Raw genomic sequence first — 12,338 nt, forward strand, 5'->3', positions numbered from 1 at the left:
ACGATGCAGAAACTGGGAGTAAAGGGACGGTCTCAGGCTGTAGTGGAGCTCCTTCGCATGGGGGAACTGAAGCTCTGACAGGCACGAGCTCTGCCTGTTGACTGACATAGCTGTTTGTAAGCGGATAGAGAGTACTGGCTTGCTGTGACGGCTATTAAAACCGACTGTGATGGTCGGTTTTTTTGTTTCTCCAAAAAATGTTTAAGCCATAAAACATTCACTAACTCATGCATGAGTAAATCGCTTACAATGTAATTGTTAGATACATAAGCAAAGGAGTAGTTTTGATGAAATACATAGAGAGAATACGCTATATTGAAGTGCCTGCACCTGCTGAAACAGCTGCAGAGTTACCAGTGGATCTGAATGATGAAACGATGCAGCTTCATAAAGAGAAGATTGTTGCCCAGATGAAAGACGCCGGACTGGATGTTCTTCTTGTTTACGGAGATCGTGAACATGGCACCAACTTTGGCTATCTTACAGGTTTTGAGCCAAGATTTGAGGAAGCTGTATTGGTTTTACATCGTAATGGGCAGGCTTACTTGTTATTAGGTAATGAATCTCTTCGAATGAACCAATACAGCCGTATAGAAGCAGATGCTATCCTTGTATCGTACTTTTCACTGCCGAATCAGCCGATGCAGACTGATAAGACATTTGCAGAACTTATTGCATCTGCAGGTATTAAAGAAGGAATGCGTGTTGGTATTGCAGGATGGAAAATGTTTACGAGTTCTTATGAAGACAATCAGCAGCTGTTTGATACGCCGTATTTTATAGTTAACGCTGTAAAGGAGTTAGTGAAAGATTCCGGCAGTGTTTTAAATGCCACTTCATTATTCATTCATCCAGGTACGGGTGCTCGTACTTTAATGAATGCAAATGAAATCGCTCACTATGAGTTTGGAGCTTCCCTTGCATCGTCCCGAATTTTACGAGTGCTTGATCAATTAGAACCTGGAAAAACAGAGATGGAGCTTGCGGATGGACTAGCTGCCTATGGGCAGCCGAATAATGTCCAGACGATTTGTGCTACGGGTGATCGCTTTACGAACGCAGTAGTGGCTCCAAGAGCAAAGAAAGTAGAAGTAGGTGATAAGTTTTCAGTCACAGTAGGTTACAGAGGGGGTCTTACTAACCGCTCCGCCTATGTTGTATCATCTGCTGAAGAACTGCCTGAGGATGTATCTGATTATATAGATGCAGTTGCTAAGCCTTATTACGCAGCAAGTGTTGCTTGGTATGAGAATGTTAGAATTGGTATGACAGGTGGGGAGATGTATGAATTAATTGAATCTGTCCTGCCTAAATCAAGATATGGATGGAAGCTTAACCCGGGTCATCTAACGGCTGGTGAAGAATGGATGTCTTCTCCTATGTATCCCAATTCAGAAATCCAACTTGCCAGCGGCATGATGTTCCAGATGGATATTATCCCTAGTATTCCAGGATACGGCGGAGCGAATGCGGAAGATGGTATTGTACTAGCCGACGAAGAACTACGTGCAGAATTGTCCGAGCGCTACCCAGAACTATGGGGAAGGATCCAAACTCGCAGAGAGTATATGATCCATACGCTTGGTATTCAACTTCATCCGGAAGTTCTTCCGATGTCTACAATAAACGGTTATTACCGCCCTTATTTATTAAATAAGAAGTATGCATTTACAGTAAAAAAACAGTAGTTTTTAGGTTGGATAGAGCATATTTTGCACTTATCCTGGAAATTGGCCAAACTAGATTAACCGCGGTGTTAACGCGGTTAATCTTATTTCGAATATCCGTTTAAAAGGACGGTCAAAGGATTCAAATAGTCTTACCCATTGAAATAGATGCAGTATTGTACCCGAGCTTCTTATATAGGTTATAAGCGCCTGGATTATTTCCGAAAACACTCAGTCCTAATGACGTGATTTCTTTATTTCTCATATCCGATTCCAACTGTCGGAGTACTGAAGTTGCATACCCCTGCTTTCTGAAATCCTCATAAACATGAATGTGGTATATAAAAACTTTTTTACTGTCAGACTGAATGTTATACCAAATCACTTCGATGTTCTTTTCCTCAGTCATGGAATAGATGTTGTACACTGATTGACCGTCAGATTCCTGTTTGTCAGGCAATAAACTGGCTATTAGTTCTCTGGATTCTTGCAAGGCTAAATCCATAGGTAAGAGAAAGTTAATGGATAAATCCTTTGCATAGTCAGGAATAAACTCTTCTATGTATTGATCAAACTCTTCCTCATTCATTTTTCTTAATTCTGTCTGCATCAATCTCACTCCTCCAAACCAATTATCCTCTCACTTTATTTTATCATTTATTGGTATTTTAAGATCCTAATATCAATAGCTATCAAGACGAGTTAATATCAGTGATCCAAGCTTTAGAACATGAGGATCAACCCCTTATGGTTTAGCTAGTAGGGTATAACTGAAATATGAGTACGGGGTATAGAGCAACTTTGCCTTTATATACGATCTTTCAACTACTGTAAAGGTACATATCAGAATTTAACTCAAATAGAATAGTAAGAATGGAATATAGTAAATAAATTTATGTTATCCTGTAAAAACAAGGAAAGTTAAGGAATTAACTACTGCTTTATTTATATTTAAGGAGTGAGGTTCTAATGGATATTATTACAGCTAATAATAATATAGCGACAAATATCTTTATTGGTGTAGTTCTTGTATTATTAGCAGCCATAGTATTAATCTTAATTGCTGTTCAAAAGAAGAAACGGAACGATAATAATAAAAGTCACGAACATACAAAAGAAAGCACACAAACCAAAAGTAAATCAGACAATGATGGGAATTCATATGTACATATTCCCTTGATGGTTGATTCGGATAGTGATAGCCATAACAAGCGATATCACGACACAGATCTAAGTTCCCAGTCCTATGATTCCGGTCCGAGCAGCCCTTCCTATGATGGAGGTGGAGGTTCAGATGGCGGAGGGGGCGGCGGAGAATAAGGGATATTACCCTTCTCGTTTTCTGTTACCTCACGTCCATGTTAAAAGCTATATAGTTTTCCTTCGGCAGATTAATTATAAAACTAATTAACGGGATACATTTCAGCAATTTGTTCTATAGAACATCTGTTTTCAATAAAAAATCCTTAAGTGTATCACTTAAGGATTTTTTTGAATTCCGTATGACTAGGTTAATCTTAGGTAACGGACTTTACTTTTAAGCTGTTGTTTTCGTATAACTTTTGACTTTTTCAATAATATCTCTTTCAAGTCTTTCTGTTTTTGTTTCTAGTCTTTTCCCGATAAAGAAGACATCAATTAATGCCCAAAAACCAAATCCTCCTAAAGTCAAGGTCATAGCAATACCCATGCCAGCATCACCTAAATAGTACCTATGACCACCGACAGCACCAGTAAACCACCAAAGTAAGTACATAATTACTTTGTTCTTGGATTTTTTCTCCAGTTCACTATGTACAATTGATAATTGCTCTGCTGTTAAATCCCTCTTCATTAAAACGTTATCCACCAAAAGACCTCCATATAAAACAATATAATTAGTTCTTACTAACTATATCATAGTAAAGGAATATTTGGTTTATTCGACAAAAATAGACAAAAATATTATTAATTAGCTCCTTTGATATAGGGGCTAAACAAGAAAACCTTTATTTTAGTAGAGGTTTAGATGGTGAGAGAGAGAGAGTATCCTTTGTATCTTGTATCATTGGTTTCAGTTAAATTTTTGGTAACTGTGGTGAATAAGCTGAAATAGTATGTTTTTTGTTTGGAAATTGCAGGTATCCCTCCCAATCTGTCGAAACTGTTCAGAAAAGGAGGGTTTTCCATGGAAATTGTGAAAAGTCCGTCTGTCGCTCCAGTCATTTCATCGCTGCCGAGTTTGCAGCAGCAGATTTACAGGGATGTTCGAGAAGCTTTTGTACGTGTGACCGAAGCAGGGGAATATTATATGGCTGATGAAGATGATGAGATTGTGATGATGCCGTTTGCCGAGATGCATCACTTGACGCTCACCGAAGTAGCTACATATTATAGCGGGGCGGAGTGCAGCATTGCACAATTTCAGGCAGCAAAGCTTGGAAGCTCTCCGCCAGCGGATTTTGAGAAGTGGGCGATGAGGAAGGGGAATACGGTTGTCAGCCGATACGATGATGTTCAGAATTGCATAATGGTCAGCATCAATGGGTGCAAAACCATACCTTATCATGAATTACCGCTTTCCTCCTTCTCTGAGTTGTTTCGATCGTATACATTCAGTTCTTTGTTCAAATAAATAGTAGTAAAAAGCCGACTCTCATGAGTCGGTTTTTTGATATGGTCAGCTCTGGCGAGGGCTAATTACATGCAGTACAGCGTTTTTAACTGTATCATTAAGGATAGGATAGAAAAGTCAGATATCGATCGACACCTTGTAGGGGGATGTTCATGCACGATTATATGGTAACGAATCAATTCATTTTTCTCTTTGCGCTGCTGCTTGTTGTGAGTGTAGTGGTGACGAAGTTTTCGACGAGGCTGGGTGTCCCGGCACTTGTCTTGTTCATCGCGGTCGGAATGATTGTCGGAAGTGATGGTTTTGGACTTGTTTATTTTGATAATGCCCATTTGGCAGAGGCAATTGGTATCTTTGCGCTGATTGTCATTTTATTTGAAGGTGGTCTTCATGCGAATTGGCATTCGATGAAGCCGGCACTTGCTCCGGCAATCACCATGGCGACAGTAGGGGTGCTGCTGACAGCAGCAATCGTCGCTGTTGCGGCGCACTATATCTTCGATTTGACATGGCTTGAATCTGTTTTGATTGGATCGATTGTCGGTTCGACCGATGCAGCTGCAGTTTTCTCTGTCTTGAAAGGGCAGAATGTCAAAGAAAAGCTTGCTGCGACATTAGAGGCGGAATCAGGTACGAATGATCCGATGGCTATGTTCCTGACAATCACTTGTATTGAACTAATCAGCGGCCATGGCTCGAGCGTGCTTTCCATGATCGGCAGCTTTATATGGGAAATGGGAGCAGGAGCAGCGATGGGGCTGCTGATCGGATTCATAGCTGTCACTGCGATCAATCGGATCAATCTCGATACAAGCGGTCTTTATCCGCTATTCGCGCTCTCATTCGCTTTGGTGAGCTACGGATTGACATCTATTATTCATGCTTCTGGACTATTGGCGGTTTATGTCAGCGCCCTTTATATCGGGAATGCTGAAATCACGTATCGTCGTTCCATTATTCGGTTCAATGAGGGTTTTGGCTGGCTTATGCAGATTTGTATGTTCGTCTTGCTTGGGTTGTTTGTTTTCCCTTCCGAATTGTTTACACCGAGTTTGATGATCAAAGGATTCTTGCTGTCGCTCGTACTGATTTTCTTGGCACGGCCGCTCGCAACGTTCCTGTCGCTGATTCGTTTTAAGTATTCTGCAAAAGAGAAGCTGTTCATTTCCTGGGCAGGCCTGAAAGGTGCCGTACCAATCGTGCTGGCACTCTTCCCGCTCATTGCAGGTATCGAAAACAGTCAGCTCATCTTTAATGCCGTTTTCTTCGTCGTCCTCTTATCAACAGTTCTGCAGGGCTCGACGGTCACGGCACTTGCGGCCAAGCTTAAATTGGTGGAACCGCCGACAACGAATGAAATTGAGACTCTTGAATTGATCAGTATAGGACGGAACAATCTCGAGATGGTAGAATATAAACCAACGGAACTGAATGAGATATCCGGAAAACGGCTGGAGGATCTCAGCTTTCCTGAGACGACGTTGATCAATGCCATACTCCGGAGCGGTGAGATAATCTCACCAAACGGACAGACCGTCATCAAAGCAGGTGACACACTGTATATCATGGTTTCCTTACAATTTAAAAAACAACTTGCAAAATATTTGCGCAGGAATAAACTAACGGAAGAATAGCAGGAGGAATGAATGGTGCAAGACACACTGACAGCTGAAAGAATTGCAGCGATCGAAAAAGAGCTGCGACATATTGCCGCAATCATCAAGCAAAAAGGACGTGAGATCCTCCTGCAGTATCCGATTACGGCACCGCAGTTCGTCGCGCTGCAATGGCTGGCGGACAAAGGAGATATGACGACTGGCGACCTTTCCCAGACAATCAGGCTTGCAATCAGTACGACGACTGATATCGTAGACAGGCTCGAGAAGAATGAGCTTGTAAAACGCGTGCGTGATGAAAAGGACCGACGCATCGTACGAGTGCATATCCTGGAAAAGGGAGAACTGATCATCTCGGAAGTGATCAAAAAGCGTCAAGCATATCTGCAAGAGCTGCTGGAAACTTTTTCTTTGGAAGAGGCAGACCAGCTGCAGTTGCTCTTACATAAGTTACACGGTAAAATGAATGATTACGAACAGCTAGAGGCTAAAACAGAGAAGAAAAAGAGGAGATAAACGTGGATTATCCGATTGGTGTCATTGATTCAGGAGTAGGCGGCTTGACCGTTGCAAGGGAGCTGATGCGTCAGCTGCCGAAGGAAAATCTCATCTATGTCGGGGATACACTGCGCTGTCCATACGGTCCCAGACCGGAAGAAGAAGTGGTGGAATTTACATGGGACATGGTGAATTTCCTCCTGGAAAAGAACATCAAGATGCTCGTCATCGCCTGCAATACAGCGACAGCTTTTACATTGGAAGAGCTGAAGCAGAAGCTTGATATCCCGGTTGTCGGTGTTATTGAGCCAGGCGCACGTGCAGCTATCAAGACGACAAAAACAAATCATATCGGTGTACTCGGTACAGAAGGCACGATCCGCAGCCATGCGTACCGTAAAGCGCTGAAAAATATCAATAGTGAGCTAGAAATCGAAGGGCTCGCTTGTCCAACATTCGTTCCGATGGTGGAAAAAGGTGTTGTGTCCGGTCCATTGGCTCGACAGGTCGTTCAAGACGCATTGACTCCATTAAAGGATTGGAAAGAGATGGACACACTCATCCTTGGGTGCACGCATTATCCGATCATTAAACCAGTGATTGAAGAAGTGATCGGTGAATCGGTGGAAGTAATCAGCTCTGGCGATGAGACAGCTCGTGAAGTAAGTGCGATTTTAGGCTTCAAACGGAAGCTGTATGAAGGAGATCGCCCTGTTAATCATCAATTCTATGCATCAGGAGATACGCATCTTTTCATGAAGATAGCAAATATGTGGCTGCAGCGCCCAGTTAATGAAGTCGGAAGGATCCAGCTTGGCAGCAAACAGTCTATTTAAATAAAGATGGTCTAAAACCTTTGATGGCTCGTATACATGATAGTACAAACCATCAAGGGGGAAGAAGTGCGTATGAACAAAAAGATTGCAGGTCTTTTCACTAGCGTAATAGGCCTTTCCATTTTATTGGCCGGATGCTCCTTGAAAGGAGAACAGGCTGTGGATGAAGTGGACGTGCCGCAGGATACAACTTATGTGGACGAGCTGGAGAAAAATGCGCTTGAGCCTGGCGCAGCAGAAGCACCAGCCGAAGGGGAAACACCGGCTGAAGGAGAAGCACCAGCAGAGGGTGAGGAAGAAAAGCCTGAAGAGGGTGCTAAAGAAGGCGAATCCGCTACTGCAAAACGTCAGCTGTTTCTGATGGATGCCAATGGAATGGTCGTACCGATGACATTTGAACTGCCGCAGACAAATGAAGTAGCCAAAGAAACATTGGAATACCTCGTGAAGGATGGTCCAGTGACGGACATGCTTCCTAACGGCTTCCAAGCAGTATTGCCAGCAGGTACAACCATCAATGGAATCGATGCACAGGAAGACGGAACACTGATCGTTGACTTCTCAAAGGAATTCAACGAATACGAAGCAGCCAGTGAGAAGAAGATTCTCGAATCCATCACGTACACATTGACACAGTTTGAGAATGTGAAAAATGTAGCTATCCGCGTAGAAGGACAAGACCTGGCAAAAATGCCGGTTGATGGAACACCTATCGGGAAAAGCTATTCCCGTGCGGACGGCATCAACTTGATGGATAATGGCATCACTACGGTGAACAGCCAATCTGTCACGCTCTACTTCCCGGCAGAAGCAGTAGATGGCACACCTTATGAAGTGCCGGTCACTGAGCGAATGAACAGCAACGCAGAAAACAGCTATGAAGAGATCGTGAATGCATTGATTGATGGACCAGCCATGGACAGCAATTTGTCCAACGTCTTCAACACAGGCTCTGCACTAGCTTCAGAGCCGACACTGAAAGATGGCGTCCTCAATCTTGAATTCAATAAAGAAGTATTGAGCAACGTGGATGAAGCTGCGATTACAGACCAGCTTATGGAAACACTTGTCATGAGCTTGACAGAGCTTGAAGAGGTCGAAGCTGTTTCCGTGAAAGTAGAAGGTGTGGAAGAAGTGTTCAACGAGCACGGTGAAGCATACGCTGAGCCAGTCTCTAGAGAACAGTACGTTCCAGCAGAAAAATTGTAAAATGAGAAAGCCCGGTCATTTGACCGGGCTTTTTTATTGCAGGTAAAAGAAAAGGATGCTTTCTGTTGATAACAATTGAGGGGGATGTATACATATTTATCCAAGAGGGAACAAACGGTGATATCGTATCAATTGTTGGTTGCAAACATTGTCGTTTTGGTTGTTAATCATCTCATCGTGATCGGGAAATCGATAAGCAATTATCGTTTGACAGGTAAAGTCTAAGTAGTTATCATAGATATGTAAAGTCTATGATTGGAGTGCGGCAAATGAAATTCACCAAAGCGACGAATTACGCTCTGCATACGATGCTCTATTTAGCCAAAGAAGGAGCGAGTCAGCAGCCGATCGGAGTGCAGCAGCTTGCCGATCATCAGCAGGTTTCACCGACTTATTTGTCTAAGATACTCACCAAGCTGGTGAAAGAAGGCCTTATTACATCTTCTTCGGGAGCAAATGGTGGATATAAGCTCAGAAACGGATGGCAGCAACTCTCCTTTTTTGATATTATCCAAGCGATAGAAGGGAAAGCCTCGATCTTTGAATGCAGCTTACATGACGAGCCTGCTTGTGTCGTGAAGCGAGTAATGGAAAGAGCAGAAGAGCAGATGGAGCAGGAGCTTCGTCAGACAACTATAGCGTCATTGCTAGAGGGTAAAAGCAGCAAATAAAAGCTGTTTTTTCTTTCGTACAATCATAGACATTATAAGTCTTTTAAATCTGCGAAGGAGTGTGGACAATGGAAAAATGGGATTGCGGTATAGTTGGCGGCGGTGCAGCAGGGATGAGTGCAGCGCTTCAACTTGTGAGAGCCAGAAAGAATGTGATTATTTTTGATAATGATACCAACCGTAACCAGGTGACTCAAGAATCTCATGGATTCTTAACGAGAGATGGTATCACACCAGCTCAATTCAGGGAAGAAGCCAGACGTGATCTGGCAAAATATCCGAATGTCACATTTGTTTCGGCTGAAGTGACTCGAATCAAGCAAAAGGACGCAGCTAGTTTTGTGATAGAAACACATGACAGCCCTTACTTAATAAAAAAGGTCTTACTGGCGACCGGTATTAAAGAATCTTTCCCGGCAATCCCTTCCATTGCTTCATTTTATGGTAAGAGCATTTTCTCCTGTCCATATTGCGACGGGTATGAACGAAAAGATAAGCCGCTGATTCTGTTTGCTGAAACAGAGTCCGGTATTCGCCATATGGGGAAATTGCTGCTGAACTGGACAGGGGATCTTGTCATTGCATCAAATGGATATGAACTTGAACAAAATACTTTTTCTTTGTACGAGAAGCATGGTGTACTAATCGAGGAGGCAAGGATAGTGGATCTTATTGGAGAGAATGGGATCCTAAAAGAAGTTGTCTTTGAAAATGATAATCGAATAAAAAGGACAGGTGGCTTTGTTGTCCCGCAATTCGTCCGAAAAGATAGACTGGCTGCCGGTTTGGGGTGCTCATTTGATGAACAAGGCAGACTGATGGTGAACGAATTCGGACAAACAAGCGTGCCGGATATCTATGCCGCTGGTGAATATGTAAATCAAGCACCTTCTTCTCTTTTGCTGGCAGCAGCTGACGGTGCAAGAGTGGCGGCAAATATGAATATGCACTTTGTTGAGTCCCGTTTTAGCTGATCTTTGAAAAACGTTGAAAGGCGAGCTATACTTTAATAGAAGCTCGCCTTTTTCATACATATTAATATTTAGGTACTATCTAGGGTAATAGACATACATAAGATTTGAATGGAGTGATTACAATGGATAAAATCATCATCGCAACAAAAAACGCAGGAAAACTGAAGGAATTCAAAGCCTTTTTCGAAGAATACGATATTACAGCTTACGGACTAGATGAATTATCAGAGCAATTCGATGATATCGAAGAAACAGGCACGACATTCGAGGAAAATGCCGCGTTAAAAGCAGAAATAATGGCAGGCCACTTGCAGGTTCCTGTACTTGCGGATGATTCCGGTCTGGAAATCGATGCACTTGAAGGTCGTCCGGGTGTCTACTCAGCTCGTTATGCCGGAGAAGAAAAAAGTGATCAAGCAAATATGGATAAAGTTCTGGAAGAGCTGAAAGATGTACCGAAAGGGAAGCGTACAGCTCGATTCGTTTGTGTATTGGCACTTGCGCAGCCAGGAGAGGAAACATTCTATGCGAGAGGCCATGTGGAAGGTACGATCACGGAAGAACCAAGCGGCGAACATGGCTTTGGCTACGATCCCGTCTTTCAGCCAGAAGGCTATGATAAAACGATGGCCGAGCTAAAGCCGGAAGAAAAGAATCAGATCAGCCACCGGAAACAGGCAATGGTTCACTTGGAAAAATGGCTGAATGACCAAGCGAAGTGAGGAGATAGGATGAAGATACTGATAACGAGCGATAGCCATGGATTGACAGCAGAAGTAAGCAAGCTGAAGCAGCGACATGAGGATGAAGTTGCAGCATATATTCACTGTGGTGATTCTGAATTGCCTTTCGATGCGCCAGAGATGGAAGGCTATTATCGGGTTGCTGGAAACTGTGATTATGACAGAGCTTATCCAGAAGTGGAGGAGTTGACAGCATCTGAACTGCCGATTCTTATTACGCATGGTCATCTTTATGGAGTGAAATCGAGTCTCCGATCATTGGAGAAGCTGGCAGCTGAGAGAGAAGCCAAGATTGTTTGCTACGGCCATTCACATGTGGCGAGAGCGGACGTAATTGATGGCAGGCTGTATATAAATCCTGGCAGCATCCGCCTGCCTAAGCAGTCGCCATATCCGACATATTGCATTTTGTCCTACGAAGATGGGATTGCAACGGTTCGATACTATACATTAGGTGGCGAAGAAGTACCGGAACTGGAAAAATCCGTTACTTTCAAGTAAGCTCGGACAAAAAATTGTAACGTTTTTATTGCCGAATCACCTCACACTTACGTTATACTAGTGTTTGAATGAATTGAGGTGATTTTGTATGAATGAAGCCGATTTCGGTTACAAACCAAATCATAAAAAACGCAATTATCGTCCGCTAGTTATTTGGCTGACCATCATCATAGATGGATTGGTTGTCGTACTGAGCGGCTTACCGCCTGTCGAAGGCTTTGACCTATTCGACGTACACATCCTGCCAATGCTGAACGCTATCTTCAACAGCTTTACGTTCGTCTTCCTGCTGTTGGCACTGATCTTCATCATGAAGAAGAATATCATCTGGCATAAGCGCTTCATCTATTCAGCTTTTGTCACAACAACACTATTCTTGATTTCTTATGTAGCTTATCACTACCTGGCAGGAGATTCATCATTCGGAGGCGAAGGTATCATCCGTCCGATTTATTTCTTTATCCTGATCACGCATATCGTGCTGGCAGCAGTCATCGTACCGCTGGCCCTTGCATCGATTACACGTGCTTGGAATATGGACGTGCCAAGGCACCGAAAAATTGCCCGCTGGACAATGCCATTATGGCTTTATGTCAGCCTTACAGGCGTCATCGTTTACCTAATGATCCGCCCGTATTATTAAGGAGTATTGCTCCGGGAAACCGGGGCAATTTCTTAATTTCAAAAAAACTGTTGACTATATGTTAAATATCATGTAGAATAAATCTTGTCCTTAAGAGAGGACAGCATACATAAAAGAAACACGCGGGTGTAGTTTAGTGGTAAAACCTCAGCCTTCCAAGCTGATGTCGAGGGTTCGATTCCCTTCACCCGCTCCATGTCCCAATAGCTCAGCTGGATAGAGCAACAGCCTTCTAAGCTGTGGGTCGGGGGTTCGAATCCCTCTTGGGACGCTAACAACAAAGACGCTAGAAACCTTGATATATAAGGGTTCTGGCGTTTTTTATTTTGATGACTAGCCCCTGGGGCGGGTGGTCAAGAGGAGGGG

The 12,338-nt window shown here is 43.2% G+C and carries 14 protein-coding genes, 2 tRNA genes and 1 pseudogene; 15 read left to right on the plus strand and 2 right to left on the minus strand.

Annotated elements, in window-relative coordinates:
- Both CHH91_RS04285 and CHH91_RS04290 read left to right on the plus strand, forming a co-directional pair.
- A pseudogene (locus CHH91_RS04285) lies at positions 1 to 78 on the plus strand (helix-turn-helix transcriptional regulator); the annotation flags it as partial.
- Between the two features lie 209 nt (positions 79 to 287).
- On the plus strand, positions 288 to 1,688 hold the full coding sequence (locus CHH91_RS04290; RefSeq protein ID WP_095222251.1) for a M24 family metallopeptidase: 1,401 nt from the start codon (positions 288 to 290) through the stop codon (positions 1,686 to 1,688).
- A 121-nt stretch (positions 1,689 to 1,809) separates the two neighbouring features.
- On the opposite strand, the gene CHH91_RS04295 is transcribed toward CHH91_RS04290, so the two are convergent.
- Positions 1,810 to 2,277, minus strand: coding sequence for a GNAT family N-acetyltransferase (locus CHH91_RS04295; protein ID WP_095222252.1), 468 nt, complete (start codon positions 2,275 to 2,277; stop codon positions 1,810 to 1,812).
- Positions 2,278 to 2,636: 359 nt separating this feature from the next.
- Between CHH91_RS04295 and CHH91_RS04300 the strand changes: the two genes are divergently transcribed.
- Positions 2,637 to 2,987, plus strand: coding sequence for a hypothetical protein (locus tag CHH91_RS04300; protein ID WP_095222253.1), 351 nt, complete (start codon positions 2,637 to 2,639; stop codon positions 2,985 to 2,987).
- A gap of 217 nt (positions 2,988 to 3,204) precedes the next feature.
- On the opposite strand, the gene CHH91_RS04305 is transcribed toward CHH91_RS04300, so the two are convergent.
- Complete coding sequence (locus tag CHH91_RS04305; RefSeq protein WP_176465665.1) at positions 3,205 to 3,516, minus strand: TM2 domain-containing protein; 312 nt, start codon at positions 3,514 to 3,516, stop codon at positions 3,205 to 3,207.
- Positions 3,517 to 3,834: 318 nt separating this feature from the next.
- Here CHH91_RS04305 and CHH91_RS04310 point away from each other — a divergent pair, with 318 nt between their 5' ends.
- From CHH91_RS04310 to CHH91_RS04365, 12 genes are all read left to right on the plus strand, one after another.
- On the plus strand, positions 3,835 to 4,281 hold the full coding sequence (locus CHH91_RS04310) for a hypothetical protein (protein ID WP_095222254.1): 447 nt from the start codon (positions 3,835 to 3,837) through the stop codon (positions 4,279 to 4,281).
- A gap of 152 nt (positions 4,282 to 4,433) precedes the next feature.
- Positions 4,434 to 5,915, plus strand: a complete 1,482-nt coding sequence (locus tag CHH91_RS04315) for a potassium/proton antiporter (protein ID WP_095222255.1) — start codon at positions 4,434 to 4,436, stop codon at positions 5,913 to 5,915.
- A gap of 12 nt (positions 5,916 to 5,927) precedes the next feature.
- Entirely contained in the window at positions 5,928 to 6,413 is a 486-nt protein-coding gene (locus tag CHH91_RS04320) for a MarR family winged helix-turn-helix transcriptional regulator (RefSeq protein ID WP_095222256.1), read from the plus strand.
- Positions 6,414 to 6,415: 2 nt separating this feature from the next.
- On the plus strand, positions 6,416 to 7,231 hold the full coding sequence (gene racE, locus CHH91_RS04325) for a glutamate racemase (protein WP_095222257.1): 816 nt from the start codon (positions 6,416 to 6,418) through the stop codon (positions 7,229 to 7,231).
- A 72-nt stretch (positions 7,232 to 7,303) separates the two neighbouring features.
- On the plus strand, positions 7,304 to 8,440 hold the full coding sequence (locus CHH91_RS04330; protein WP_095222258.1) for a GerMN domain-containing protein: 1,137 nt from the start codon (positions 7,304 to 7,306) through the stop codon (positions 8,438 to 8,440).
- A 269-nt stretch (positions 8,441 to 8,709) separates the two neighbouring features.
- Positions 8,710 to 9,111, plus strand: coding sequence for an Rrf2 family transcriptional regulator (locus tag CHH91_RS04335; RefSeq protein ID WP_095222259.1), 402 nt, complete (start codon positions 8,710 to 8,712; stop codon positions 9,109 to 9,111).
- Between the two features lie 68 nt (positions 9,112 to 9,179).
- Positions 9,180 to 10,085: an NAD(P)/FAD-dependent oxidoreductase gene (locus CHH91_RS04340; protein ID WP_095222260.1), complete on the plus strand. Its 906-nt coding sequence runs from the start codon at positions 9,180 to 9,182 to the stop codon at positions 10,083 to 10,085.
- Positions 10,086 to 10,207: 122 nt separating this feature from the next.
- Complete coding sequence (locus tag CHH91_RS04345) at positions 10,208 to 10,807, plus strand: XTP/dITP diphosphatase (RefSeq protein ID WP_095222261.1); 600 nt, start codon at positions 10,208 to 10,210, stop codon at positions 10,805 to 10,807.
- A 9-nt stretch (positions 10,808 to 10,816) separates the two neighbouring features.
- Positions 10,817 to 11,329 carry a metallophosphoesterase family protein gene (locus CHH91_RS04350; RefSeq protein WP_095222262.1) on the plus strand — a complete coding sequence of 171 codons (513 nt, stop codon included), beginning with the start codon at positions 10,817 to 10,819 and terminating at the stop codon, positions 11,327 to 11,329.
- 88 nt (positions 11,330 to 11,417) lie between these two features.
- Positions 11,418 to 11,972 (plus strand): DUF420 domain-containing protein, encoded by a 555-nt coding sequence (locus CHH91_RS04355; protein WP_095220273.1) that lies wholly within the window; start codon positions 11,418 to 11,420, stop codon positions 11,970 to 11,972.
- Positions 11,973 to 12,094: 122 nt separating this feature from the next.
- Positions 12,095 to 12,168: transfer RNA gene (locus CHH91_RS04360), tRNA-Gly, on the plus strand.
- Between the two features lies 1 nt (position 12,169).
- A tRNA-Arg gene (locus CHH91_RS04365) sits at positions 12,170 to 12,243 on the plus strand.
- The last annotated feature ends 95 nt before the right edge of the window (positions 12,244 to 12,338 follow it).

Origin of the sequence: Virgibacillus sp. 7505 (genome assembly GCF_002272135.1) — a bacterium.
GTDB lineage: Bacteria > Bacillota > Bacilli > Bacillales > Amphibacillaceae > Terribacillus.